The organism is Pseudovibrio ascidiaceicola (assembly GCF_900114245.1).
Taxonomy (GTDB): Bacteria; Pseudomonadota; Alphaproteobacteria; order Rhizobiales; family Stappiaceae; genus Pseudovibrio; species Pseudovibrio ascidiaceicola.
In genome coordinates this window covers 62229-87492 of sequence record NZ_FOSK01000007.1, presented here as the reverse complement: position 1 = coordinate 87492, position 25264 = coordinate 62229, and the positions used below count along the sequence as shown (strand labels likewise).

Genomic DNA, 25264 nt, shown 5'->3' with positions numbered 1-25264 from the left:
TTCTTTCAGCTTACGCTTTAGGAATATCGTTCATCATTCAATATCTTATGGATTTTTCCCTTTTCCTCTTCAAAATCTTTAGGAGGAGCAAGGCCAAGTGAACCCATAGCTGCCATGAAAAGCATATCAACCATCGCCTGTGACCCAAAACGGGCAGGGCCGGCATTGCGAATGGCTTGATTGGCAGTGAACCCGGTAATCAACTGAACTGTCTGACGCACCTGCATCTCCCAGTCCTCAAACGGAATCTGGTCCTTATAAGGGGTGCTCAGTTCAAGAATACGCTCTGCTGTCATCACAGTTAGTTGCTGGAAGCGTTTCCAGGTCTCAGGCTCCTTCGCTGAGATCTCATGAGCAGCGCGATACAGGCCAACATTCTCCTGCAACAGCTTGTGGTTTAAAGCTGTCACAAAATAGATGGTGCTCTCAAGCGAGCCGAGGGGATCCTGCAGATCCTGAATAAGGCGTTGAGCATGCTCCTCGTAAATCTCAAAAAGGCGCTCGAACAACATTTCCTTGTTCTTGAAGCGAAAGTAGAAATTACCCGTAGACGAACCCGCAAGTTGAACTATGTCTGAAACCCGCGCCCGCGCCACACCCTCTTTGGCAAAAATCGTTTTTGCAGCTTGCAGGAAATTCTGCTCCGCCTCATAGCCTCGTTTTTGTTTTGGCTTATAAGATTTCATTTTACACTCAAACTAGACGATAAGTTCTGTTTTTGATAATGATAATTGTGTTGCCAAACTATAACATCTCTTGGCTTGGGGCCACTGATAATAGCAGAATGCATGTGTGATTTGGGAACATATTGGGGGGGCTATGGAATTACGCGAATTATTGCTGGGGGCGGCACTATCTTTCACATTATCTATGAGTGGTGCACAGGCTGCCAAAGAGCTGAAACTTGCAACCAGTGCGCCTTTGGGTACTCCATGGGTAAACCATGTAGAAGCCATTGCGCATAAGATTTCTCTCAATTCCAATGGAGCAATAAGCGCGAAATTATTTCATGCAGGCCAACTCGGTACAGAACCGGTGATGGTGCAGAAAACCATTCGCGGACGCATTGATATTCTTGGCAGTTCCATGACTGCGTTCTCCACTGTCGTGCCGGAAATGGCACTGATGGGAGTGCCTTTTTTATGGGACAGTTACGCGCAAATTGACTGCGCAATGGATAAGCATCTCACGCCTGTTTTTGAACCTCTTTTTGAGAAAAAGGGTTTCAAGTTCCTGCAGTGGAACGAGCTGGGCTGGATCCATACCTTCGGCAAAAAACCATTTCTTGCGCCAGGTGATGTGAAGGGCGTGAAAGTGCGCGCAGCACCTGCAAAATACTCAGTCAACTTCTGGCAAGGCATGGGTGCAAACGGAGTTGTTCTGCCCCTTGCTGAAACACCGTCAGCGCTGCAAACCGGAATGGTTGAGGGCGGAACACTGCCAGCCATGACCTATGTAGCTATGGGCATGGGCAAACTCGCACCGCACCTCACGCTCTCCGCGCATCTTCACCAGTCTGGAGCATTGGTCATGAGCATGCGCACATGGAAGAAGCTGAGTAAAAATGAACAGGACAGCATCACCAATGCTCTGGTGCCTGTCCAGGGCCTGCGAGAAGAAGTACGCTCCATGGCTAAAGACATGCTCGCAGGTTTTCAGGAAAATGGCGGGCAAGTCCATAAGCTTACATCAGAACAACGCGAAGAATGGAAAACAGCTGTCCTGCCATTGCGTGAGCAGTTGGTGAGCTCAATCGGCGGGCAGGCGCAAGAAGTCTGGCCTAAGATTCTAGAGGCAAAGAAAGCCTGTATGCTTTGATTCCATGACACGTGAAAGGAAGAGCCCACCGTATTTTGAGGGCTCTTTTCAATTTGCATGAAGCGATTTTTCCAGCTGCTGTACCGATTTGAAGCGACATTTGCTGCTCTGGCCTACATCATCGTGGTGTTGGCCATGTTGGCAGATGTCGTTGCACGAGAGTTTTTCGATCTCTCCTTGATGCACAGCAGCAAAATTGCTCTGTTTGCCGCCATTTTTGCTGGCATGCTCGGCCTTGGCCTTGCAACAGCATCCGGCACCCACATCCGCCCCAAGGTCACAGACCATTTGTTGCCAGAAGCCTGGAAAAACCTTCTGCAGCGACTGGGAGATGGCCTGAGCGGAGCACTTTTCCTGCTCGCGGGCTATGTCTCATTTGAGTTGGTACGCTCGTCTTATGAAATTGGATTCCTCGTGCCCGTGGTGGACTGGCCGCTCTGGTGGTTTCAGACCATCATGCCCTACGCCTTCTGCTCCAACGCCCTCAGATATTTCGGCTTCATGCTGTTGCCCTCGTTGAGGCCAGAGGAGGTAGACGCGGAATGACCTATGCGCTCCTTCTCACACTCGCCGTTTTGGTGATGCTGATCTTGCGGCAGAACTTCATCGTGATCCTGATGCTGCTCGGTGGGGCGGTCCAGCTGCTCTATAGCGATGGCGAGCTGGTATTCATGGCTGAGGATTTCTGGGCTGCGCTGGATCGTGAAGCACTCCTGTCCATTCCCGTTTTTTTGCTGTGTGGTTCCATCATGAGCCGCGGTGCGATTGCTGAGCGTCTCGTTGCTGTCCTCAAAGCATTGACCGGGTCTTTGTCAGGTGGTCTCGGCGTAGCAACAATCCTCTCCTGCGCCTTCTTTGCTGCAATTTCGGGCTCCTCCATGGTTACGCTGCTCGCGGTTGGATCTGTGCTGTACCCAGCACTGCGAGAGCAGGGATATTCCACCAGTTATTCTCTGGGAGCGTTATCGAGTGCAGGGACGCTCGGTGTCGTCATCCCGCCCAGCATTCCGATGATCATCTACGGTCTGGTCACCGAAACCTCTATCACCGATATGTTTCTGGCAGGCGTCATTCCGGGTCTTTTGCTGACCATCGCTTTGGCGATCTATTCTGCATGGGCCAATAAAACGATGCCGCGCACAGGTTTTGACGTCGGTGCTGTTGGCGGCGCAATCGCCAATGGCATCTGGTCCTTGCTCATGCCGGTCATTCTGCTAGGTGGTATCTATTCCGGGTACTTTACCGCAACGGAGAGTGCGGCCATCGCCTTGGCGTATGCGCTTGTTGTTGAGCTGTTCATCTATAAAGAGCTCACACTGGCCCAGCTCTGGGAGGCTGTCATTCACACAACCCAGATGCTTGGCGGCTTGCTCCCAATTCTTGCGATCGCCGCGACCTTGAACATGGTGCTGACCACAGAACAAGTTCCAAGCCAGCTGGCTGAATGGTTATCCTCCCACGTGGAAGAAAAGTGGATGTTCCTGATCGGCCTCAACATCTTATTGTTGATGGTTGGGTTCTTTATGGAAATCATCTCTGCTCTTTTGATCATGGCGCCCATTTTGCTCCCAGTGGCAACAATCTACGGCATCAATCCAGTGCATCTCGGTGTGATCATGATCATCAATCTGGAGATTGGCCTGCTGACACCACCTGTGGGCATCAATCTTGTGGTTGCCTCTCAGGCTTTCAAGGAAAGCTTTTGGACTGTCACTAGATCAGTCATTCCATTTGTCCTGATTATGCTCTGTGTGCTGCTTCTCGTCACCTTTCTGCCTGAACTCTCACTCTTTTTTGTAAGCTGAGGAACCCGTAAATGATTGAAGATATATTCAAAATGACGGCAGTCGAAGTTTCTCAAGCAATCCGCGACAGGCAGATTACATGCAGTGAGGTGATTGAACAGCATCTGGCACGCATTGATGAAACCGCACATCTGAATGCCATCACCACTCGCTTTGATGATCAGGCCCGTCAGGCAGCGGAGCAAGCAGATCAGGCGGTGCAGCGCGGCGATCCGTTAGGCCCGCTCCACGGCGTACCCGTCACCATCAAAGAAAATATTGATCAGGCTGGCGCCTCCACAAACAACGGCGTGAAGGCATTTGCTGGCCTGATTGCTAAGCAGGATGCTCCCCTTATTCAGAGGTTGAAACAGGCAGGGGCAATCCCAATTGGGCGCACAAACACGCCAGAAATGTCATGGCGCTTTCATACGGATAACATCTTGTTCGGTCAGACCCTCAATCCATGGAACGTATCCCGCACACCGGGCGGCTCAAGCGGCGGAGCAGGCAGCTCACTGGCAGCTGGTATCGGATACATCGCCCATGGCTCAGATCTCAGCGGCTCAATCAGATTGCCAGCCTTCTGCTGCGGCGTGCTGGGATTGCGACCATCACATGGCCGCATACCGTTTTACAATGCGACCGCAGTTGCAGAACGCCCAATCACCATCCAACTCTCCTCGGCACAAGGACCACTCGCACGCTCCGTTAACGACCTCAAACTCGCTTATGATGTAATGAAGGGCTATTCCGATCTGGATACATGGTCACTGCCGGACATGGATGAGGACAAGATCTTCCCAAACAGCGTCGCGCTCATCACTCCACCAGACGCCGATCCAAAAATCAATGAAGCTCTGAAGCAAGCAGGCGAGGTGCTGGCGCAGCAGGGATACAAGGTGCATAACACCAGCATCGATTTTATCGAAGAAGTCTATACACGCTACACATCTCTCCTCATCACCGAAGTAGCACTCCAGAAGGAGAGCGTGATCGAGCGTTTTGGATCTGAGCAACTGAAGACTATTTTTGAGTACTACACGCAGTTGGTACCGCCGATGGATTACCATGGCTACGCACAGGCTTTGGCTTCCAGATCGCACTATCATCGCCTGATTGACCAATTTCAACGCAAATATCCCGTAATCCTTTCACCAGTTTGCACAAAAAACGCATTCCCGGCAGGCGCAGATATCAAATCAGTCGAGAGCCTTAAAGAGATAGCAAAAACAAATACCTACCTCGGTGCTATAAACTTTCTTGACCTCCCGGCTATGAGCATTCCCATTCATGATACCCACGACGGTATTCCTGTCGGCATCCAGCTCGTCGGCCCGCGTCATGGTGAAGAGCACCTCTTCAGAACAGCTAAAGTGCTGGAGGACAACGGATTTATCTCTTCCCAGCTCGCTCCGGCACCAAGCGCTATGATGTAGTCATTGCCTGTGATCTGGAGGTCAATAATGCAAACCAGGGCCTAAATTGCCGTGATTTCCGGAAATTTAGAATAGAAAACGGGAAGAAAAATGAGGCGTTGATCCATAGTTTTTCATCAAAGGAGAGCTCTAGGACATCCGTCTCAAGGCTGTCCGGTTATCCCCTCAAGAACTATGCAATCTGAAGCGCTGGCGAGCTCTTCAGAAAATGGGAGAAAAGCATGGCCCGAAACCCCAAAATCACCTTCATTGGCGCCGGTTCCACCACGTTCATGAAGAACATCATCGGCGATATTCTGCAGCGTCCAGCGCTCTCCGGCGCCCATGTCGCTCTGATGGATATCAACGAAGAACGCCTTGGTGAATCTGAGATTGTGGCGCGTAAACTGATTTCGACGCTGGGAGTGAGCGCAACAGTTTCAACGCACACCAATCAGATGGAAGCGCTTGATTCCACTGACTTTGTAGTTGTCGCATTCCAGATCGGCGGCTTTGAGCCTTGCACCGTCACCGACTTCGAAATTCCGAAGAAATACGGCCTCCGCCAGACCATCGCCGACACTCTCGGTATCGGCGGCATCATGCGCGGTCTGCGCACTGTTCCACACCTCTGGAGCATCTGCGAAGATATACTCAAAGTATGCCCGGATGCGGTCATGCTTCAGTACGTGAACCCAATGGCGATCAACACCTGGGCCATTGCTCAAAAGTACCCACAAATCAAACAGGTAGGCCTCTGCCATTCTGTTCAGGGTACTGTCAAAGAGCTCGCTCACGACCTTGATATCGATCCTGCAAATATTCGCTTTAAATGTGCAGGCATCAATCACATGGCATTCTACCAGTATCTGGAAGAGGTCAAGGAAGACGGCACATTTGAGGATCTCTATCCAAGACTGATAGAAGGCTACCGCGAAGGCCGCTATCCAAAGCCGTCTACATGGAACCCTCGCTGTCAAAACGTGGTGCGCTACGAGATGTTGACCCGTCTTGGCCATTTTGTAACTGAGAGTTCAGAGCATTTTGCTGAGTATGTTCCGTGGTTTATTAAACGTGATCGTCCAGACTTGCTGGAAAAGTTCTCCATTCCGCTTGATGAGTATCCAGTGCGCTGCGTAGAGCAGATTGAACGCTGGAAGTCTCAGGTGGAAGACTACAAAAATGCAGAGAGCATCGAAGTAGAGCGCAGTCAGGAATATGCGTCCACCATCATGAACTCTGTCTGGACAGGTGAGCCTGCTGTTATTTATGGCAACGTTCAAAACAAAGGCTACATCACCTCACTGCCAAGTGATTGTGCGGTTGAAGTGCCTTGTCTTGTTGATCGCAACGGCATCCAACCAACGCACATCGGTAAACTGCCAGCACAATTGGCGGCACTTATGCGCACAAATATTGGTCCTCAGGAGCTTACTGTTGAAGCGCTTATGACCGAAAACCGTGAGCATATCTACCACGCTGCAATGCTTGATCCTCACACTGCAGCAGAGCTGGATCTGGAGCAAATCTGGGCCATGGTAGATGAGCTTTTGGAAGCGCATAAAGACTGGTTGCCAGCCTGGACGCAGAAGCAAGTGCTTGAAACTGCGTAACAAGAGCGCTGCCAATTAGAAAAATGCGATGACATAAGCGGTTGCCTGAAACGAGGCTGCCGCTTATGTATGTTCTGATATATCAAAGATGGGTGCTAAGCACTCTTTGGGGGAATAAATGTCTGGGAACGTCACCTTTCATGATTTGAAAGACGCAAGTGTGTTCATCACTGGCGGCGGGGCAGGGATCGGCGCAAGTCTCACTGATGGCTTTATGCAACAAGGTGCCAAAGTCGCTTTTGTGCAGCGCTCTGATGCTTCGGAATTTGCTGAGCAGATGAAGAAAAAGCATGGTGTAGCACCTCTGTTCATCAAATGCGATGTCACCGATGTTGAAGCTTTGCAAGGCGCAGTCAAACAAGCTGAAAAGGTGCACGGACCTGTCACAGTTCTGGTAAACAACGCAGCCAATGATACCCGTCATACCCTTGAGGAGTTCACGGTAGATCAATGGGATGCGTCCATGCACGTTAACTTGCGCCCGCATTTCTTCACCGCGCAGGCCGCCGCAGCAGGCATGAAAGCAGCTGGCGGAGGATCGATCATCAACTTCTCCTCCATTTCCTACATGATGGGCAATGCAGGCTATCCGGCCTATGAAACGTCCAAAGCAGCCATCACTGGCTTAACCAGAGCACTGGCACGTGAGCTGGGACCAGACAACATTCGCGTCAACGCCCTGATGCCGGGTTGGGTCCTCACTCAGCGCCAAAAAGACCTCTGGGCGACACCGGAAGACCTGAAGGCTCACTTAGGGCGCCAGTGCCTGAAAGAGCATCTGGATCCAGACGATATCATTGATGCAACATTGTTTTTGGCATCTAAAGCCAGCCGTATGATGACAAGTCAGGCGCTCGTTATTGATGGCGGCGTAGTCGTAACAGGCTAAAGCTAAAATAGCGGGTAGGCAGCTGCCCGCTATATCTTGCCGATGTTGCGGGCCTGCTTGCGAAACGCTGCAGGAGAGGTGCTGAAGTGGTTCTGGAACGCCTCATAAAAGCTGGAAAGCGACCGGAACCCGGCATCCATTGCGATAGACAAGATCTTCATTTCAGATTCTGCAAGCAACATGCGTGCATGAGAAAGCCGGACACGCGTCAAATGCTCCTTGATCGGCAGGCCCACAATGCGCCTGAACAAAGTCATCGCGTGGCTTGGCGATAAGCCAACACATTCAGCAACATCAGTGACGGAAATGTCCGAGGTGTGGTTCTCAGAAATGAACCGCAACATCTCTTCCACATGCAACATGGATTTTCCGCGGCCAACCACAGTACTGGATTGACGGTAGTCATGATGAAGCGTGTTCCAGCCATCCAGTGCCAAGCGCGTGAAGCGGGATGAAATCTCACTCAGCACCAGTTTGCGCCAGTTGATGTCATCTCTTTTGAACTCGCTCGCCCAATGGCCAAAGCGCACCGCATCAATCGGGCAGGGCACTTTGTTGCAAATCACATCTCCTGAAATGAGTGCATCTGTGATGCGTGTAGGCAAGCCCCATTGCAATATTTGTGCAAAGGAGATGTAGAGATTGACCATATCGCCATCACCGCGCACGTCCACAACACCGTGTGGTGCAGCACCCCAGAAGCAAATCATGTAGCCCGGATGAACAGTCACATGACTTCCTGAGAAGGAATAATCCATTTCACAGTTGATTAGGAAGTTCACTTCAATAGAGGCGTGATGGTGGTATGGTCTTTTTGAGAATACGTGAGGCTTATGGCGCATAATCAGAAAATTATCTGTCGTTGGTATGACACTCTGATCCAAATATTGGCGATATAAGTCATCACTAATGCTCAATTATACATCCTCCTCTTACGTCAATATTCAAAAAGCCGAATGAATCGATGTTAATACGAGAGTTCGGCTCTCAATATTCTCCCATGTGTATAGTATAGAGAAATACGCAGTTTAAAAGCATCTACGAAGAAAATCGGAATTTATGAATAGAAAACCGGAGGAAAATGAGTGGCGCGGGTGGCCATGATGGTGTTGGGAGTAACGAAATGGGGGAGGAATTGATGTCTTCAACAAACCTTGTGTCCAAACTTTGCTTAGCAGCAGGCGTAAGTGCCTGCGCTCTAGCGGCAAGTTCAGCACTGGCCGACAAAATGCCGGTTGAGCAGTCCATGTCCACATTGGAATATGATCTGCTGTCTCGCAGTGATTTGTGGACCTATCAGAAACTGGATGGCTATAGCGAAGCCCCGTTCCTGAGCGAACTGGTCAAGGCAGGCAAGTTGCCACCTGTTGGTGAGCGACTGCCAGCAGAGCCGCTGGTTATGTCAACCAAAGCCATGTCAGAAGGTATCGGCGTTTATGGCGGTGTGTTTCGCCATGTCATCGGTGGTCGCCCAGAAGGCTGGAACTGGCTCGCTGGCCAACATCAAGGCTGGGGTGGCATCAACATGGCCATTCAGGAATGTCTGGTGCGCAACGGCCCGCTCTGGCAGGTGAAGGCAGAGGAACAGTCTGGCCCGCTACCAAATCTTGCCAAAAGCTGGGAATGGAGCGACGACAAAACCGAGCTGACCATGCATTTGGTTGAAGGCATCAAATGGTCTGATGGCGATCCCTTTGATACCGAAGACATCCGCTTCTGGTGGGAAGACAATGTTCAGGATGAGAACATTGCATCTCGCCTGCCAAAAGGTGGTCTTGGTGATGGCACGAAGCTTGAAGTGATTGATAATTACACATTCAAGTTCATTTTCGCTAAGGCACAAGGGCCTGAAATCCTGAAATCCTTGGCATATATCCAAGGCTGCCCCGGACCGGCACACACACTGAAAGCCAAACATCCAAAGTACAATAAGGATGCAAGTTACGAAGACTACCGCAATGCAATGCCAGCAGATGCGGTTCCACCAGTTGTCCTCGGAGGCTGGGTGCCAGTGCGCCATAAGGCCGATGAACTGGTGATTTTGCGCCGCAATCCATATTATTGGAAAACAGATGAAGCCGGCAATCAGCTGCCGTATCTGAACGAGATGCACTTCAAACTGTCCACTTGGTCAGACCGCACCACGCAAGCTGTCGCCGGGACGGCTGACTTCTCCAACATGGAGAACCCGGGCAACTTCGTGGAAGCACTCAAGCAAACACTGTCCGCAGATGCGCCGGTGAAAGCCAACTTTGGCCCGCGCGTTCTGTCATGGCGTCTGGAATTGAACTTCTCGGAAACAAACGGTGTTCAGGACGAAGTGGATGCTGAACTTCGCAAGTTCTTTCGGCAAAAAGACTTCCGCGTCGCTCTCAGCCATGCGCTTGACCGTCAGGCGATCGGCCAATCAGTGGCTCGCGGACCGTTCATGTACCCATATTCTGGCGGCTTCTCGAGCGGATCGCCGTATTATGATTACGACAGCACGGTCTACTATCCGTATGACTTAGTAAAAGCCAACGCCATGCTGGATGCTTTGGGCATCAAAGACACTGATGGCAACGGCATTCGCAATATGCCGGGCACAGGGGCTGATCTGGAAATCGACATGATGACAGATCGCAGGCAAGTCACTGAGAAAAAACAGGCAGATGCGATCATTCTGATGCTGGCAGAAGCAGGCATTCGTGTGCTGATCCGCAACGTGGATACAATTGATACTGCCTCGAAGAACGGCGACTTCAACATGTTGATCCGCCGGAAAGAATGGGCGCTTCCAACACGCGAAACCTGTTTCCACCTCCCAATCGCGAACAGCTGTCCTGACCGGCACCTTCCAGGTTCAGATGGTACGCGAAACCTGATGGATTTTGAGGTCGAGATGGTCGAGGCCTATCAGACCATTCTGTCGACATGGGATGCGGTTGAAGCAGCTGGTGCAGCCAAAACCATCCAACGACTGTGGACCGAAAATGCCTATACCATTGGCACCGTTCAGGCTCCTGCTGCGCTTCTCGTCAACAAACGCATCAGGAACGCGCATCCGGGCACACCCGTCAACATGTTCGAATGGGCAGAAGATGGTGTCGTGCGTGAGCGTCTTTGGACACCAAAAGATCAGCAGTTGAAAGAACTCCTCCCAGGAACGATCGCTGAGTACTAAGGCAGGCAAGGCGGGTCAATTCTGGCCCGCCTTCCAACACAATAAGCAATAAATGCTCAATAGCTGGGAGGGCTAGATAAATGGGCTTGTTACGCTTTTTGGCGCAACGTGCAGCTGCAACACTGGTCTTGTTGATTGGGATCTCCATAGTTTCCTTCGCGATCATACAAGCCGTTCCGGGCGATTATGTTGACATGTGGATGTCGACAACAGCCGCCCAAACCGGACAATCGCGTGCAGTTTTGGAACCTCAGGCAGAAATGCTACGCACACAGCTAGGGTTAGATCAGCCCGTTGTCGTGCAATATTGGCGATGGATTGTTGGCATCGTCACCGCTGGCGATTTCGGAGACTCGTTCTTCTTCTCCAAGCCGGTCACAGAAGTCATCGGCCTGCGTCTGCCACGCACACTCGCTCTGGCCTTCACTGCAATGGTACTGGCTCAATTTATTGGCGGTGCTCTTGGTGTTTACGCAGCCATGAACCAGTACAAGCTCGGCGACACCATTTCGACAATCGTTGCCTTCCTCGGCATTGTTATTCCGAAATTCGTTATCTCGCTGATCATCCTGTATTATTTGGCCTTCGTCTGGCATTCTCCTTACATCGGAGCACTGCAATCACCCGAGTATTTGCTGCAAGACTACTGGTCGCTCGATAAGCTTTGGGATTTCTTCAAACACGTCTGGCCAATCTTGCTCATCTCTATCTGGGCCGGGCAGGCCTATACCTTGCGTATGATGCGCGGCAACCTGCTGGATGTGATGAAATCTCAATACATCGAAACAGCTCGCGCCAAAGGCCTGTCTCGCAGCCGCATCATTCTGGTGCATGCCATTCCAAATGCGCTGCACCCTGTCATCATGAACATCGGCAGTCGCTTTGAGTACATGGTCAAAGGTGAGATCGAGATCGCAATCGTACTGGGCGTTCCAACCATTGGTCCGCTGATCCTCTCCTCAGTTGCCGAGCGCGATATGTATGTGGTTGCTGCGATCTTCATGTTGGTCGCCACCATAATGGTTGTCGGAAATCTGGTTGCCGACCTGCTGCTCGCTCTCATCGACCCGCGTGTCCGCCAAGCTGCAATGGAAGGAAATGCGTGATGACCCAGATCGACACTGACGCAATCGAACACGGCAGCGTAGACGCGCAGCAACTGGCACAAGACCGCCCCTCCATTTCTTACTGGGGGCTCGTGGTTCGCCGCTTTGTGCGAAACAAGTACGGCATGGTTGGCTTTGTCGCCTGTATGCTGATCTTTCTGACCGCAATCTTTGCTGGCTTCATCGCTCCATACGGAGCGCAAACAGCAAATCGGGCGGCATTATACTCGCCCCCACAAGCTCTGCATATATTCACTCCAGATGGCAGCCTAACGACACCGTATGTCACGGGCTTCAAAGAAGAAATGAACATGCAGACCTTTGAGATCACGTTTGTGCCTGATCTTGATAAAATCTCGCATGTCGCTTTGTTTGTAGAAGGGGAACCCTGGCAGTTTCTGGGTCTCACCTTCACAACACATCTGTTTGGCACAACAGATGGAAGTAAGTTCCATATCCTTGGCACCGATAATCTGGGCCGTGACGTTTACTCACGCATGATCTTTGGCACTCGCATAACATTGCTCATGGCACTCATGGTGATGGGATCTGCCTGTGTGATCGGGATTATCCTTGGGGTGAGTTCCGGGTATTTCGGCGGCCTGTATGATCTCATTGTTCAGAGAATGGTCGAGTTCATCAAGGCCTTCCCGGACCTCCCGCTTTATCTGGCGTTGGTCGCCTTGTTGCCACGCCGTGCGGAGCCGGTGACGATCTTTATCATGTTCGCCTGCATCCTCGTCTTGCTCAGATGGGCAGATCTCTGCCGTGAGTTGCGCGGCAAAGTCTTCTCCATGCGCAATCTGGAATATGTCCGCGCAGCAGAAGCCGTTGGCGCCTCAAGCTGCCGCATCATCAGTGCGCATATCGTCCCCAACACATCTTCGCACATCATTGTCTGGGCAACCTACCAGCTGCCGGAGATCATTCTACTGGAGAGCTTCCTGTCGTTCCTGGGCGTGGGCATTCAGCAGCCGATGGTCTCCTGGGGCAGCATGCTCAACCAGATCCTCGACTTCCAGTCGTTCAGCGCTGCACCGTGGATGATGGCGCCAGTCGCAATGATCATCGTTTCCGTACTCGCCTTCAACGCCGCTGGCGATGGCCTTCGTGATGCAATGGATCCCTACAGCAATGCCTAGTATCGACCAATCACAACACAAAGACCTGCTCACCATCCGCGATGTGGCCGTCACCTTCAAAACGGTGACCGGAACCGTGGAAGCAGTGAAAGGGGTGAGCTATGCGGTGGCAAAAGGCGAAACACTGGCCATTGTTGGGGAGTCAGGTTCCGGCAAATCGGTTACCGCCCGCGCAATCATGGGAATGCTCGCCGAAAACGCGACACTGGCCAACGGCTCGCAGATCCGCTTTGAGGATCGTGACCTGACAGCCATGAGTGAGCTGGAACTGCAAAAGATCCGCGGCAACCGCATCTCCATGATTTTCCAAGAGCCTCTGACAAGCCTCAATCCGGTTTATCGGATTGGAGACCAGATCATTGAGATGATCCGCTCACATCGCAAGATCTCCAAGGCAGACGCTAAAAAAGAAACGCTCCGGCTGTTGGAAGAGGTGAAAATTCCGGACCCTGATGCCAGATTCAGCCAGTATCCGCACCAGCTTTCCGGTGGTCAGCGCCAGCGTGTCATGATTGCGATGGCACTGGCAAACGAGCCTGACCTGCTCATTGCAGATGAGCCAACCACAGCGCTGGACGTGACCGTCCAGGCTGAAATCCTCAAACTCATGCGAGAGCTGCAAGAACGTCACCGTATGGCGATTATTCTTATCACACATGATCTGAATGTGGTGCGGCAGGTGAGTGATCGTGTCTGTGTGATGCGCGCAGGAAAGATTGTTGAAACCGGAAGCACAAAAGAGGTCTTCGAGACACCATCTCATCCATACACCCGGCACTTGATTGAAAGTGAACCGTCCGGTGTGCCAGATAAACTGGAGGAGGGCCTTTACGAGCTGTTGGATGCAGATAAGGTCCGTGTCACGTTCACTTCAAAACATGGTGGCTTGTTCAGGCGCAAAACCAAAGAGCTGGTGGCCGTCAACGATATCTCCCTCAACATCAGGTCTGGTGAAACGCTTGGTATAGTCGGAGAATCTGGCTCCGGAAAATCCACATTAGGCATGTCTATTCTGCAGCTTTTGAAAGCAGATTCAGGAGCAATCACCTTTGACGGAAACCGGATCGATAATCTCACCAGAAAAGAATTGAAGCCTCTAAGGACTGACCTGCAGGTTGTTTTTCAAGACCCGTTCTCCTCGCTTAATCCTCGCATGGTTGTAGGCGAGATTGTGGGTGAGGGGCTCAAGGTCAACGGCATTGGTGGAAGCCATAAAGAACGGCAGGCCATGGTGGCTGATGCGCTGGACGCTGTGCAGATGCCACGCAGCACTATGGACCGCTTTCCTCATGAGTTCTCAGGTGGTCAGCGTCAGAGGATCGCGATCGCACGCTCTATCGTTTTAAAGCCTAAGTTCATTTTACTGGATGAGCCAACGTCTGCTTTGGATCTCTCCATTCAGGCACAGATTATCGAGCTGCTGAAAGATCTGCGAGAGAAGCTAAAGCTGAGTTATCTCTTCATCAGTCATGATCTGAAGGTGGTCAAAACACTCTGTCACAACGTCATGGTTATGCAGCACGGAAACGTTGTCGAAGCTGGCAATACACTGGACGTTCTGCATCGACCTCAGACCGAATACACACAACGGCTGGTCTCTGCTGCTTATTTGTAAGTGTTCATGATGGCGGCGATAGCGCCGTCGCCATCATGCTTTAATGTGCTGCTTTCAGCCTTCTCAGGGCGTACCAGAGCACACCAACCACCAGCGGAACAGACGCGGCCATACCAACAGCCGGATCAAGTGGGGAGCCAACGGCCTTCGCGCCTTTCAAAGCGTAACCGATCAGGCTGATGACGTAGTAGGAAATCGCTGCAATCGAAAGCCCTTCCACCGTCTGTTGCAGTCGAAGTTGAAACTTCGCACGCTGATCCATGGACTTCAGCAAGTCCCGGTTCTGCCGTTCAAGCTCCACATCAACCCGGGCGCGCAAAAGCCCAACAGCCCGTGTCAGCTTTCGTGATAGATTGGCTTGCCGCTCTTCAATAGCACGGCATGTCTGCATGGCGGGGGCCAGCCGCCGGTTGAGGAAACGTCCGATCATGTCATAACCCGAGACCTTACTCTCCCCAAGAGTATCCAGGCGCCGCCTGACAATATCGGAATAGGCCCGTGTCGCTCCAAACCGAAAAAGACTTTCCATCGCAGAAGCTTCCAAATCTGCCGCAAGAGAAGAAAGGTCTGCCAGCAGTTCCTCATTGTGCGATAAAGAATGCGCTTCTGCGTCTCCTGAATTGCGCAGTTGAGCCGTAATGCCCATGAGTTCCTGCTCAATACGGCTTACAACGGTTTGCTGCTTCCGTGCTTCATAAAGCCCCAATAACGAAAGGGTTCTGTACGTCTCAAGCTCCAGAACACGTCGCACGGTCGCTCCCAGTTCCAGAGGAGACAGCCCATGATCGAGCAGAAGAAATGAAACAATGCCATCATCACCGGCTTTGAAGTCGGTGACCAGCGTTGCGCGTCCTTCAATGATTTGGGAAACACTCAAGCTCGCAAGGTCAAATTTTTCGGACAGATCGCCAGCCTCCGGCTCAGCTGCGGCTTTTATCGTTAACTGAACGGCTGCAATCAACTCCCCAGGAGGATCAATCAGGCCCTTGGTAAAGAGAGTTAGATCTTGTGCGTGAAAGCTTGAGGGTAAAGGCCGTTCCACGGCATAGGTAGAAAACTCGCTGTGTTGCTCCCAACGTAAAGAATAATCTTTGAAAGTCTGATGGAGATAGTGCTCTGAGGTCCTAGAAGGCGGGTTTGTTTCCTCTGATGTAAACCTAAGCAGAGCTTGCTGTTCTGCTTGCTTCTTATCTTGGTCGACCATGAAGGCGTATTGCAGAATTTGCCATTCACCGTGCATGGGGACGAAGGGACGCGCATGAACTTCAGCAAGAATGGCTTGGCGTAGTGGATGTTCCGGAAGTTGCTGCACAGCGCATGCCTCTTCCAACATATCGTCAACCTTACCCAAAGCATGCCCCTCTTGGTCTTCAAGCCAGAAAGGCCAAGTGTGAAGCAGACAACTCTGCTGATCTACACAAAAATACGTATTGCGCCGGATTGTCGCAGCGGAAGCTGGGGCCATTGCAATCAAGAAGAAAAATAACTCGAATTCTTCCTGTTCAGCATATCGAACCCTAAGAATTGTAAAGTACACACTGCGCCCGAAACATCACCTTTTGAGGATTTGAAATGAAAACGCCACTTGTTGCGCTCCTGCTGGCCTGTTCCGCATCCTATGCTTGGGCAGAGACTGATTTTCCTCAAAAAAACAACAGATGGTTTGAGGCAGCAGAGGCGGAAATTGAGAGCAAACTTGCTCAACAGCCAATCACGAAACCGGCCAAAAACATCATTTTGATGATTGCAGATGGCAACGGAATTTCGACAAACTATGCAACGCGGATATTCCAAGGCCAGCAGAACGGATTGCTGGGTGAAGAAAATGTGTTGCCACAAGAAACATTTCCTCACAGCGCCTTGGTCAAAACCTACAATGTAAATGCGCAAACACCAGACTCCGCAGGCACCGGAACAGCATTCCATTCAGGCGTGAAGACCAAAGCCGGTGTCCTCGGGGTGGATGAAACACTGAATGTTGGCGACTGCTCAGCCGTTGAAAGCGCCAGTATCGCGAGCATTGCAGAAGTGATGGCCGCAGAAGGCAAGGCGGTCGGCATCATCTCAACGGCAAGCCTCACGGATGCAACACCAGCCTCAGCCTATGCCCACGTCGCCAGTCGCAGGTTCGAAGACGACTCTGATCTACCTGAGGGGTGCGATGTGCCAGACATCGCTGCACAGCTGATTGAGCAGATCAAGAATGGCACCATTGATGTCGCCTTTGGAGGCGGGCAACGCCATATGCTGCCTGAAAGCAGAAAAACCATCGAGGGCACCGCTGGCAATCGCAAAGATGGGCGCAACCTGATCGAAGAAGCCAAGGCGCTTGGCGTGTCTTACGCTTGGAATGAGGCCTCCTTCAACAACCTTGATCCCTCTGCTGACAAGCTTGTTCTTGGCGTTTTTGCAGCAGGTCATATGCAGTATGAGTATGATAGAAAAGACCAACCCTCCTTGGCTGATATGGTGAAATGGACCATTGAAGCACTTCAAGATAATGAAAACGGCTATTATCTCACGGTTGAAGGTGGTCGTGTCGATCACGCCAATCACGCCGGAAACCTATATCGCGCCCTGACTGACGGTGTTGCGTTTGCGGAAGCTGTCGCCGTGGCCAAAGAGATGACAAGCGATCAGGACACTCTGATCATCGTCACAGCAGATCACGCCCACACTCTGTCGTTCAACGGCTATTGCGGACGCGGTACGCCGATCAACGGGCTGTGCATGGCTATCGACAACAACGGCGTCAAACACACCAATAAAATGCACCTGATGCTGGATGGAAAACCATATTCTGTCGCCAGTTATTTGAACGGTCCCGGTTCAATCCTGACAGAAGAAAACAACTGGTTCGGTACCCGTTCAGTGCTGTCACAGGAAGAGGCAACAGATCCTGATTTCAAACAACAATCCTTGCTTCCAACCCCGTCAGAAACGCATTCAGGAGAGGATGTCGCCGTCTATGCAAGAGGCCCATGGGCACACCTGTTTGACGGCACAGTTGAGCAAAATTACATCTTCAATGTCATGAACCACGCAGCAAGTGCGAAAGAGCGCTAATTTGGTACAGTGGCCTCGCTGTGATGCTTGTTTGTATCATGCGCGCAGCGAGCCACGACCTTGCCCAATGACCTTGCAATTTTATCGGGGGTTCAGATCAGTTTTGCCTCGAAATGCACACTGACCTGACGTAGGTTTCGAGCTCATTTTATAACTGTGAGTTCCGATGATTGAGTTCGAGAAGAATTTGGAAGCGGCGCTGAAAGCGCATGATCAGAGTGATGATGCCAGCCATGACCTGTACCATGCGCGCCGTGTGAAACTGGCAGCACTGGACATTGCGCAACGTCGCGGTGAGGGCGATGAAGAGGTGCTGATCGCAGCTGCCTACCTGCATGATCTGGTCAATGTTCCCAAGAACTCACCGGATCGCGCAAAGGCTTCCAAGCTCTCAGCAGATGCAGCTGAGCCAATCCTGATCGAGTTGGGTGTTTGTGCCGAGAACATCGAGAAAATCAAACACGCTATTGAAGCGCATAGCTTTTCTGCTGAAATCGAGCCGCAAACCATTGAGGCTAAAATCCTTCAGGACGCAGATCGCCTTGAATCACTCGGCGCAATCGGCATTGCCCGCACTTTCTATATCGCCAAAACCATGAACTCCAATCTGTTCCATGGTGGCGACCTCTTCGCCAGCGAACGCGACCTCGACGACAAGACATTTGGTGTCGATCATTTCGCGCTCAAACTGCTCAAACTGCATAAAACCATGCAGACCAAAGAAGGCCGTGAAGTCGCGCGCGAACGCACTGACTACATGATCGGCTTCCTAAAGCAGCTGGCCGCAGAAACAGGTTTTACCTATCCAGAAGGCGATGACCTCTGGATCGAAGAGGAAACGCGGAAAGTCGCGTCTTGAGAACTCAGTCCTGATAGGATTTGAGAGCTGGGAATGTGATATCTGGATCCTGGATGGTCTGCTCAAACGGACCGTCCGGGTGCAGCATCGTCTTCAGCAGATTTGCCCCCAGCAAAGCACCGGCCTGCCGAATATCTTCACTGATATTGTCGATCTGTGAATCAATCTGATGCAGCGTTTGTGAACTTGATTTCACAACCGCATCAAAATCCCGCCCACGCTCTTTTCCTGCCTGCCGATACCCGTTCGCAATCGCAAGGAACGAGGTTTCACCTGGGCAGATAAACCCGTCAGGAGCATCGCTTGTTCGGGCAATCGTCTGCGCCCATTCAAAGATCTCCGGCATATCTGAATCAAGATTGATGCCCTCAGGAATGTAGCACTGCAAACCTTCTTGCCGAATAGCACGCATGTACCCGTAATTCAGATGCTGATGGAACGTGAAATGGTTGGGCGGTAGAATAACGCAAATCCTACGCCGCCCTTTTTGCATCAGCCGCAAGACAGATTCGTACGCGAATTTCTCGTTGTCATAATCCACAAAGGAATGTTGATAGCCGAACTCAGTGCGCCCATGTGTGGTGAACGGAAAGCTGCGCTCCCTCAAAAAACGCACCCGCTCATCAAAAGGCCGCGTCCGTGAGAAGATGATTCCATCCGCCAACTTGTTGCGAACAATGTACTCAACAGGCTCAATCGGATCACCACCAAGGAACTGCGGTGTCACGTTCAGGTGGTAGTCAGTCCCGGCCAATGCATGAGCCACACCAGTGATCAACGAGTTCCCAAACCCCAGAATTTCGTTATGGGGGTCAAGAATCAGTGAGATTACTTTAGTCTTTCCGGTGCGTAATCTCTGCGCCGCGCGGTCAGGAACATAGCCGATTTCTTCAGCAACTTTACTTACGCGCAGCCGGGTTGCCTGTGCAATTTTTTCGTCACCCTGAAGCGCTCGCGAGACAGTTGTCACCGCAAGGCCGGTGATCTCCGCAATTGTCTTCTGCGTAGGTTTCGAGGTGGAATGAGTGGAGGAATTTGGCGGTTTTTGTGTCGACATGTGAAGCCAGTTACCTCCCGTAAATCAGTTAGATCTTCGTTATAACGATACAACAAAATAGGTGAGTATCATTTGATACAAAAAAGATCATTCAAGTCAATGGGTTCACTTTTTGCATTGACAGATCCGATATTTGTAACGTTATAAGTACTATGTTAGTCGTATTTTTGTGTAGAAATTTTAAGTTGTGATCGGGAGGCAACACATGCACAAACTACTAGTAAAAACCACATCGGCTCTGGCTCTGTTGGCAGCAACAGCTGCTCCATCTTTGGCAGCAGACGTGGAAGTCCTGCATTGGTGGACAGCAGGCGGCGAGGCAGCTGCACTTAACGTTCTCAAGCAGGATCTGGAAACACAGGGCATTGGCTGGGCAGATATGCCTGTAGCTGGCGGCGGCGGTGAAAGCGCAATGACTGTTTTGCGTGCACGCGTAACCGCTGGTAACGCGCCAACTGCAGTTCAGATGCTTGGTTTCGACATTCAGGACTGGGCAAAAGAAGGCGCTCTGGCAGACCTCAACGCTGTTGCAGCTAAAGAAGGCTGGGACGAAGTTGTACCTGCTGCGCTTCAGCGCTTTGCAAAGTACGATGGCAAGTGGATTGCTGCGCCAGTAAACGTACACTCAACCAACTGGGTATGGGCAAACAAAGCAGTGCTGGACGCAAACGGCATTGCAACACCAACCACTTGGGAAGAGTTCACAGCAGCGCTTGAGAAGCTGAAAGCAGCTGGCGTAACGCCGCTCGCACACGGCGGTCAGGCTTGGCAGGACGCAACTCTGTTTGATGCAATCGTCATGGCCACCGGTGGTGCAGATTTCTATAAAGCTGCATTCATTGATCTGGACGAAGCTGCTCTTGGTTCCGACACCATGAAGGAAGCGTTTGATCGCATGTCTGTTCTGCGCGCAAACGTAGACGACAACTTCTCTGGTCGTGACTGGAACCTTGCAACTGCAATGGTCATCAACGGTGAAGCTGGCTTCCAGATGATGGGTGACTGGGCAAAAGGTGAGTTCCTCGGTGCTGGCAAAAAGCCAGGCGAAGACTTCCTCTGCTTCCGTTTCCCTGGTACTCAGGACAAGGTAACCTTCAACGCTGACCAGTTCGCTATGTTCGATCAGGGCGGTGAAGTGTCTAAAGAGCAGGCAGCTCTTGCAAGCGCAATCCTGTCTCCTGCCTTCCAGTCTGCCTTCAACGTGGTGAAGGGCTCCGTTCCTGCACGCACCGACGTTTCCGACGAAGCGTTTGATGCATGTGCAAAACAGGGCATGAAAGATCTGGCTGCAGCTGCTGCAAGCGGCAACCTTTACGGTTCCATGGCACACGGCCACTCTGCACCAGCATCTGTTAAAAACGCCATTTATGACGTTGTAACAGCACACTTTAACGGTGAGTTCGATTCCGCTACCGCTGTTGATGAGCTGGTAGACGCTGTCTCCATCGCTAAGTAATTTTAAGTGGGGCCGACGATGTGTTGGCCCCATTTTTCCCAAAACAACATAAAATCTGGGGGCAGGGATCATGGTCGACCAGACCAACTCATCCGTTGCCATGGCCGCTGACTATGCGATGCCAACGGCAGTAAAACCGGACCTGCGGACAAGACTCCAAAATCTCATTCCAAAACTGGTGTTATCACCCTCGTTGGCGTTGATCTTGGTCTTTGTCTATGGATTTATCATTTTCTCCGTATACCTTTCCTTCACGGGAAGCCGTATTCTGCCAGTCTATGACTGGGTCGGGCTGGAGAACTATGAAAAGCTGTTCCGGCTACGGCATTGGTCCATTGCCATCAAAAACCTTGGCATTTTTGCAGGTCTGTATATCGCAATCTGTACAGCCATTGGTTTGAGTCTTGCGATTTTTCTGGACCAGAAGATCCGCGGCGAAGGATTCTTGCGTCCAATCTTCCTGTATCCGATGGCGCTCAGCTTCATCGTAACGGGAACGGCATGGAAGTGGTTTCTCGATCCGGGCATCGGCCTTGAGCACACAATGCATTTGTGGGGCTGGGAGAGCTTTGAGTTCAATTGGATCAAAGACCGGAACTTCGCCATCTACACGGTTGTGATTGCAGCTGTCTGGCAAACAAGTGGCTTCGTTATGGCCATGTTCCTGGCCGGACTGCGCGGCATTGACAATGAAATCCTGAAGGCCGCTCAAATTGACGGGGCATCCAACTGGAACATGTATCGCCGGATCATTATCCCGCAACTGCGTCCAGCCTTCCTGTCAGCGTTCGTGATCTTGTCTCACCTTGCAATTAAGTCCTACGACCTTGTCGTGGCATTGACGGGCGGTGGACCGGGTAGAGCGACGGAAGTACCGGCAACCTTCATGTATTCCTACACCTTTACCCGCAACCAGATGGGCATCGGCGCCAGCTCCGCTGTTATCATGCTCATGACCATCGCTGCGATTATGGTGCCTTACCTTTATGCCGAACTGCGGGAGAAAAAATAATGTCCGTAGCCTCGACAGATAATGCCATAAGCACAGGGCGCATCACCCGCGCATTCATTTACCTGATGCTGATCCTGTTCGCGACATTCTACCTGTTGCCGTTTGGCATTATGGTACTCAACTCCGTTAAGCCTCTTTCAGAGATCACTGGCGGAAATATGATGTCACTGCCTCAGGTCTTCACGCTGGAACCCTGGTTTAAAGCCTGGAACAGCGCACAGATTGGCGTAGAGCCAACAGGTCTGAAGCCGTACTTCTGGAACTCCCTCAAAATGGTGTTCCCGGCAGTCACGATCTCAACCGTTCTGGGTGCTTTGAATGGTTATGTGCTGACCAAGTGGCGCTTTAAGGGTGATACCATTCTGTTCGGTCTGATGCTGTTTGCCTGCTTCATTCCATTCCAGATCGTTTTGATCCCGATGGCACGTGTGCTTGGCTTCCTTGGTATCGCAGGGTCAACACCGGGTCTGGTGCTGGTACATGTGGTTTACGGCCTCGGCTTCACCACTCTGTATTTCAGGAACTACTATCAGGTGTTCCCGACAGAGCTGATCCGTGCAGCTCAGATTGATGGGGCAGGGTTCTTCCGCATCTTCTGGCGCATCATGCTGCCAAGTTCCGGTCCAATCATTGTTGTCTCTGTCATCTGGCAGTTCACCAACATCTGGAACGACTTCCTGTTCGGTGCCTCGTTTGCTGATCTGGATAGCCAGCCAATGACGGTTGCGCTGAACAACCTCGTCAGTTCTTCAACGGGCGTCAAAGAATATAACGTTCATTTTGCCGGAGCGATCCTCGCCGCATTACCGACACTGCTCGTGTACATTGTGGCTGGCCGCTACTTCGTAAGAGGCCTGATGGCCGGATCGGTGAAGGGATAAGACCTATGAGCTTTCTGAAAATCAACAATGCGACCAAGTCTTACGGCTCAACCAAGGTGCTTCACAACATCGATATCGACGTGCAGGAAGGGGAATTCCTCGTGCTCGTCGGGCCGTCTGGTTGCGGAAAATCCACTCTGCTCAACATGATTGCCGGTCTGGAGGATATCACCTCCGGCACCATCGCCATCAAAAGGCAGACCATGAACGGGGTTCACCCGTCCAAGCGCAACATCGCTATGGTGTTCCAGTCCTATGCTCTGTATCCGAACATGACAGTCGGTCAGAACATCACGTTTGGTCTGGAAATGCATGGCGTTGCTAAGCCTGAGCGTGAAAAGGCAATGAGCGACGTTGCCGAGATGCTGCAGATCAAACCGCTGCTGGACCGCAAGCCAGGCCAGCTTTCCGGCGGTCAGCGTCAGCGTGTGGCCATGGGCCGGGCGCTTGTGCGGGATCCGGACGTGTTCCTGTTCGATGAGCCGCTCTCCAACCTTGATGCGAAACTGCGCGTTGATATGCGCACAGAGATCAAGAAGCTGCACCAGAAGCTTGGAACGACCATCGTTTACGTGACCCACGACCAGATTGAGGCAATGACGCTTTCCACGCGCATTGCTGTCATGAACGGCGGGTACGTGCAGCAGCTGGGTACGCCAAAAGAGATCTATGACAATCCGGCAAACCTGTTTGTCGCCAGCTTCATGGGCTCTCCAAGCATGAACCTTGTTCCAGCTAAGGTGGTTGCGAATGGAGATGGCATCTTCGCACAGCTTCCAACGGGCCTCAGTGATCAGGTGAATCTCAAGTTCTCCAATCCGACCGAAGCTTTGAAAGGCTTTGATCAGAAGGAAATCGTGCTGGGCATCCGCCCAGAAGCGATCACCGATCCTGAAGGCGCTGATCGTAAGGCAAACCACATCGAGCAGATCATAAACCGCGTCATCGTAACGGAGCCAGCTGGTTCTGATACCTACGTGATGTCATCTCTCGGCGGCAAAGATTGTAACGCACGCATGCGTGCGGATGCACAGGTCGTTGCCGGGCAGGATGTGCCATTTGCGATCAACATGGATAAAGCGATCCCATTTGATCCTTCCTCAGAAATGCGCATCGCGTAAGTCTCAGGAAAACACGAGTTCAAAGCCGGGGTGGAAACACTCCGGCTTTTTTGCATCAACGTTCCAGCTCTGCAATCTTCTCATCCATCAGAGCGTGCCATTCTGGCTGAGTGACCTCGACAATCTCATAGTTCCCCATGGCAACACTGCACAAGATCACATCCACCGGCAGCTCTCGCAGGTTTCTCAAAGAGGCCGCAAGCTCTTGCTTGTTACCGCCATCACTGGACATGATCAGTGTTTTGAAACGCCCGTTATCCAAATAGATCGTGTCACCGGTGAAGAGGTAATTTTTGCCAGCGGGCGAGGGATAATAGAAGCACAGATTGTTGTCCGTATGCCCCGGTGTATAGATCGCCTGAAACCCGTCTGCGCCCACAAATGGCCTTGAACCTTGCAAAAGCAAGTCAGGCTGGACGTCACCACTAAAGAACTTCTGGATGTTCTCGTGCCCGATCAGCGTTGAACCAAGGATGAGTTTTATTTCACTTAAACCTTCACTAATCTCGTGATTATGTGTGAGGTAATGCTCATCGATCCCTCCAAGCTCGCGTAATTGAGCCGCCTCACTCAAATTTTCAAAGGCTGAGATAAGGATGTTTCGATCTGGTGTTTTCAGAAAATATGCATGCGAGAGGAGTGTTCCAAACCGCTTTTCCATTGGGACTTGCCACAGGTCCGCGTAAATCTTGTTCATCTGCCATTCCTTATTGGGTCTTGATTACTGCCATGATCTCTTCTAATTCCTCAAGTAATGTTGAGGTCAAGGCGAAAAGTAAAGGAATGACAATGGTCTCTTTGCAAGGACTAACCGTCGGGCAGGTCGCAGAGCGCAGTGGCATCGCCGTCTCAGCGGTACATTTTTACGAAGAAAAAGGGCTCATCAGCTCCTGGCGCAACAACGCGAACCACAGAAGATACTCCGCTGCTGTCCTGCGTAAGATTGCGGTGATCAAAGCCGCGCAGAAACTGGGTGTACCGCTTAAAGAGATCAAAGCGGCCATGGATCAGCTGCCTAACGAGAAAAAGATCTCAGCAGCGGATTGGGCCAAACTCTCCACGTGGTGGCAGGATGATCTGGACAAACGCATCGCTGAACTGCAGGACTTGCGCGAAGGTCTCAACGAATGTATTGGCTGCGGTTGCTTGTCCATGACAGACTGCCACCTCCTCAACCCAGAAGATAAGCTGAAAAGTCAGGGCGCAGGCGCCCACCTGTTGGGATGGCGCAGTAAATCCCACGCCGAAGACGCCTGACTCTGCG

The 25264-nt window shown here is 51.6% G+C and carries 22 protein-coding genes; 17 read left to right on the top strand and 5 right to left on the bottom strand.

What is annotated here, in order from left to right; genetic code table 11:
• Positions 1-17 precede the first annotated feature (17 nt).
• Entirely contained in the window at positions 18-686 is a 669-nt protein-coding gene (locus BM231_RS14235) for a TetR/AcrR family transcriptional regulator (RefSeq protein WP_063310926.1), read from the bottom strand.
• Positions 687-819: 133 nt separating this feature from the next.
• On the opposite strand from BM231_RS14235, the gene dctP reads away from it, so the two are divergent.
• The 6 genes from dctP (at position 820) to BM231_RS14205 (ending at position 7522) form a co-directional block, all read left to right on the top strand.
• Positions 820-1818, top strand: a complete 999-nt coding sequence (dctP, locus tag BM231_RS14230) for a TRAP transporter substrate-binding protein DctP (RefSeq protein ID WP_093520378.1) — start codon at positions 820-822, stop codon at positions 1816-1818.
• A 57-nt stretch (positions 1819-1875) separates the two neighbouring features.
• The gene (locus tag BM231_RS14225) at positions 1876-2364 is read left to right on the top strand and encodes a TRAP transporter small permease (protein ID WP_093520376.1); all 489 of its coding nucleotides are present in this window, start codon (positions 1876-1878) and stop codon (positions 2362-2364) included.
• Positions 2361-3623, top strand: coding sequence for a TRAP transporter large permease (locus tag BM231_RS14220; RefSeq protein WP_093520374.1), 1263 nt, complete (start codon positions 2361-2363; stop codon positions 3621-3623). Before BM231_RS14225 ends, BM231_RS14220 begins: the two co-directional genes overlap by 4 nt.
• A gap of 11 nt (positions 3624-3634) precedes the next feature.
• Positions 3635-5041 carry an amidase gene (locus BM231_RS14215; protein ID WP_093520372.1) on the top strand — a complete coding sequence of 469 codons (1407 nt, stop codon included), beginning with the start codon at positions 3635-3637 and terminating at the stop codon, positions 5039-5041.
• A gap of 221 nt (positions 5042-5262) precedes the next feature.
• Complete coding sequence (melA, locus tag BM231_RS14210; RefSeq protein WP_063296590.1) at positions 5263-6633, top strand: alpha-glucosidase/alpha-galactosidase; 1371 nt, start codon at positions 5263-5265, stop codon at positions 6631-6633.
• Between the two features lie 118 nt (positions 6634-6751).
• Positions 6752-7522 carry an SDR family NAD(P)-dependent oxidoreductase gene (locus tag BM231_RS14205; protein ID WP_093520370.1) on the top strand — a complete coding sequence of 257 codons (771 nt, stop codon included), beginning with the start codon at positions 6752-6754 and terminating at the stop codon, positions 7520-7522.
• Positions 7523-7551: 29 nt separating this feature from the next.
• Here BM231_RS14205 and BM231_RS14200 read toward each other — a convergent pair whose 3' ends face one another.
• The gene (locus tag BM231_RS14200) at positions 7552-8253 is read right to left on the bottom strand and encodes a helix-turn-helix domain-containing protein (RefSeq protein ID WP_208860373.1); all 702 of its coding nucleotides are present in this window, start codon (positions 8251-8253) and stop codon (positions 7552-7554) included.
• A gap of 407 nt (positions 8254-8660) precedes the next feature.
• Between BM231_RS14200 and BM231_RS14195 the strand changes: the two genes are divergently transcribed.
• The 4 genes from BM231_RS14195 to BM231_RS14180 all read left to right on the top strand — a co-directional run bounded on the left by BM231_RS14195 (position 8661) and on the right by BM231_RS14180 (position 14548).
• On the top strand, positions 8661-10685 hold the full coding sequence (locus BM231_RS14195; RefSeq protein ID WP_093520723.1) for an ABC transporter substrate-binding protein: 2025 nt from the start codon (positions 8661-8663) through the stop codon (positions 10683-10685).
• 80 nt (positions 10686-10765) lie between these two features.
• Positions 10766-11791, top strand: coding sequence for an ABC transporter permease (locus tag BM231_RS14190; RefSeq protein WP_063310934.1), 1026 nt, complete (start codon positions 10766-10768; stop codon positions 11789-11791).
• The gene (locus BM231_RS14185; RefSeq protein ID WP_093520366.1) at positions 11791-12933 is read left to right on the top strand and encodes an ABC transporter permease; all 1143 of its coding nucleotides are present in this window, start codon (positions 11791-11793) and stop codon (positions 12931-12933) included. The genes BM231_RS14190 and BM231_RS14185 overlap by 1 nt, the downstream gene beginning before the upstream one ends.
• A complete protein-coding gene (locus BM231_RS14180; protein ID WP_093520721.1) occupies positions 12926-14548 on the top strand; it encodes an ABC transporter ATP-binding protein in 1623 nt (540 codons plus the stop codon). Before BM231_RS14185 ends, BM231_RS14180 begins: the two co-directional genes overlap by 8 nt.
• A gap of 40 nt (positions 14549-14588) precedes the next feature.
• Here BM231_RS14180 and BM231_RS14175 read toward each other — a convergent pair whose 3' ends face one another.
• Positions 14589-15899 carry a DUF3422 family protein gene (locus BM231_RS14175; protein WP_244527174.1) on the bottom strand — a complete coding sequence of 437 codons (1311 nt, stop codon included), beginning with the start codon at positions 15897-15899 and terminating at the stop codon, positions 14589-14591.
• A gap of 221 nt (positions 15900-16120) precedes the next feature.
• On the opposite strand from BM231_RS14175, the gene BM231_RS14170 reads away from it, so the two are divergent.
• The gene (locus BM231_RS14170; RefSeq protein ID WP_093520364.1) at positions 16121-17614 is read left to right on the top strand and encodes an alkaline phosphatase; all 1494 of its coding nucleotides are present in this window, start codon (positions 16121-16123) and stop codon (positions 17612-17614) included.
• A 166-nt stretch (positions 17615-17780) separates the two neighbouring features.
• Positions 17781-18473 carry an HD domain-containing protein gene (locus BM231_RS14165; RefSeq protein WP_093520362.1) on the top strand — a complete coding sequence of 231 codons (693 nt, stop codon included), beginning with the start codon at positions 17781-17783 and terminating at the stop codon, positions 18471-18473.
• 4 nt (positions 18474-18477) lie between these two features.
• Here BM231_RS14165 and BM231_RS14160 read toward each other — a convergent pair whose 3' ends face one another.
• Positions 18478-19530 (bottom strand): LacI family transcriptional regulator, encoded by a 1053-nt coding sequence (locus BM231_RS14160; RefSeq protein WP_093520360.1) that lies wholly within the window; start codon positions 19528-19530, stop codon positions 18478-18480.
• 205 nt (positions 19531-19735) lie between these two features.
• Between BM231_RS14160 and BM231_RS14155 the strand changes: the two genes are divergently transcribed.
• The 4 genes from BM231_RS14155 (at position 19736) to BM231_RS14140 (ending at position 24000) form a co-directional block, all read left to right on the top strand.
• A complete protein-coding gene (locus BM231_RS14155) occupies positions 19736-20986 on the top strand; it encodes an ABC transporter substrate-binding protein (protein WP_057465291.1) in 1251 nt (416 codons plus the stop codon).
• A gap of 118 nt (positions 20987-21104) precedes the next feature.
• On the top strand, positions 21105-21998 hold the full coding sequence (locus BM231_RS14150; RefSeq protein ID WP_063311069.1) for a carbohydrate ABC transporter permease: 894 nt from the start codon (positions 21105-21107) through the stop codon (positions 21996-21998).
• A complete protein-coding gene (locus BM231_RS14145) occupies positions 21998-22879 on the top strand; it encodes a carbohydrate ABC transporter permease (protein ID WP_057465290.1) in 882 nt (293 codons plus the stop codon). The genes BM231_RS14150 and BM231_RS14145 overlap by 1 nt, the downstream gene beginning before the upstream one ends.
• A 5-nt stretch (positions 22880-22884) precedes the next feature.
• Positions 22885-24000 carry an ABC transporter ATP-binding protein gene (locus BM231_RS14140; protein ID WP_093520358.1) on the top strand — a complete coding sequence of 372 codons (1116 nt, stop codon included), beginning with the start codon at positions 22885-22887 and terminating at the stop codon, positions 23998-24000.
• A gap of 55 nt (positions 24001-24055) precedes the next feature.
• Here the strand turns inward: BM231_RS14140 and BM231_RS14135 are convergent, their stop codons facing one another.
• The gene (locus tag BM231_RS14135) at positions 24056-24697 is read right to left on the bottom strand and encodes an MBL fold metallo-hydrolase (RefSeq protein WP_093520356.1); all 642 of its coding nucleotides are present in this window, start codon (positions 24695-24697) and stop codon (positions 24056-24058) included.
• Positions 24698-24789: 92 nt separating this feature from the next.
• On the opposite strand from BM231_RS14135, the gene soxR reads away from it, so the two are divergent.
• Entirely contained in the window at positions 24790-25257 is a 468-nt protein-coding gene (soxR, locus tag BM231_RS14130) for a redox-sensitive transcriptional activator SoxR (RefSeq protein ID WP_093520717.1), read from the top strand.
• Positions 25258-25264 lie beyond the last annotated feature (7 nt).

What these genes read in the sequence shown, in the direction of transcription:
- BM231_RS14235 (WP_063310926.1), bottom strand. Translation starts at nt 686, where the DNA reads ATGAAATCTTATAAGCCAAAACAAAAACGAGGCTATGAGGCGGAGCAG.
- dctP (WP_093520378.1), top strand. Translation starts at nt 820, where the DNA reads ATGGAATTACGCGAATTATTGCTGGGGGCGGCACTATCTTTCACATTA.
- BM231_RS14225 (WP_093520376.1), top strand. Translation starts at nt 1,876, where the DNA reads ATGAAGCGATTTTTCCAGCTGCTGTACCGATTTGAAGCGACATTTGCT.
- BM231_RS14220 (WP_093520374.1), top strand. Translation starts at nt 2,361, where the DNA reads ATGACCTATGCGCTCCTTCTCACACTCGCCGTTTTGGTGATGCTGATC.
- BM231_RS14215 (WP_093520372.1), top strand. Translation starts at nt 3,635, where the DNA reads ATGATTGAAGATATATTCAAAATGACGGCAGTCGAAGTTTCTCAAGCA.
- melA (WP_063296590.1), top strand. Translation starts at nt 5,263, where the DNA reads ATGGCCCGAAACCCCAAAATCACCTTCATTGGCGCCGGTTCCACCACG.
- BM231_RS14205 (WP_093520370.1), top strand. Translation starts at nt 6,752, where the DNA reads ATGTCTGGGAACGTCACCTTTCATGATTTGAAAGACGCAAGTGTGTTC.
- BM231_RS14195 (WP_093520723.1), top strand. Translation starts at nt 8,661, where the DNA reads ATGTCTTCAACAAACCTTGTGTCCAAACTTTGCTTAGCAGCAGGCGTA.
- BM231_RS14190 (WP_063310934.1), top strand. Translation starts at nt 10,766, where the DNA reads ATGGGCTTGTTACGCTTTTTGGCGCAACGTGCAGCTGCAACACTGGTC.
- BM231_RS14185 (WP_093520366.1), top strand. Translation starts at nt 11,791, where the DNA reads ATGACCCAGATCGACACTGACGCAATCGAACACGGCAGCGTAGACGCG.
- BM231_RS14180 (WP_093520721.1), top strand. Translation starts at nt 12,926, where the DNA reads ATGCCTAGTATCGACCAATCACAACACAAAGACCTGCTCACCATCCGC.
- BM231_RS14170 (WP_093520364.1), top strand. Translation starts at nt 16,121, where the DNA reads ATGAAAACGCCACTTGTTGCGCTCCTGCTGGCCTGTTCCGCATCCTAT.
- BM231_RS14165 (WP_093520362.1), top strand. Translation starts at nt 17,781, where the DNA reads ATGATTGAGTTCGAGAAGAATTTGGAAGCGGCGCTGAAAGCGCATGAT.
- BM231_RS14160 (WP_093520360.1), bottom strand. Translation starts at nt 19,530, where the DNA reads ATGTCGACACAAAAACCGCCAAATTCCTCCACTCATTCCACCTCGAAA.
- BM231_RS14155 (WP_057465291.1), top strand. Translation starts at nt 19,736, where the DNA reads ATGCACAAACTACTAGTAAAAACCACATCGGCTCTGGCTCTGTTGGCA.
- BM231_RS14150 (WP_063311069.1), top strand. Translation starts at nt 21,105, where the DNA reads ATGCCAACGGCAGTAAAACCGGACCTGCGGACAAGACTCCAAAATCTC.
- BM231_RS14145 (WP_057465290.1), top strand. Translation starts at nt 21,998, where the DNA reads ATGTCCGTAGCCTCGACAGATAATGCCATAAGCACAGGGCGCATCACC.
- BM231_RS14140 (WP_093520358.1), top strand. Translation starts at nt 22,885, where the DNA reads ATGAGCTTTCTGAAAATCAACAATGCGACCAAGTCTTACGGCTCAACC.
- BM231_RS14135 (WP_093520356.1), bottom strand. Translation starts at nt 24,697, where the DNA reads ATGAACAAGATTTACGCGGACCTGTGGCAAGTCCCAATGGAAAAGCGG.
- soxR (WP_093520717.1), top strand. Translation starts at nt 24,790, where the DNA reads ATGGTCTCTTTGCAAGGACTAACCGTCGGGCAGGTCGCAGAGCGCAGT.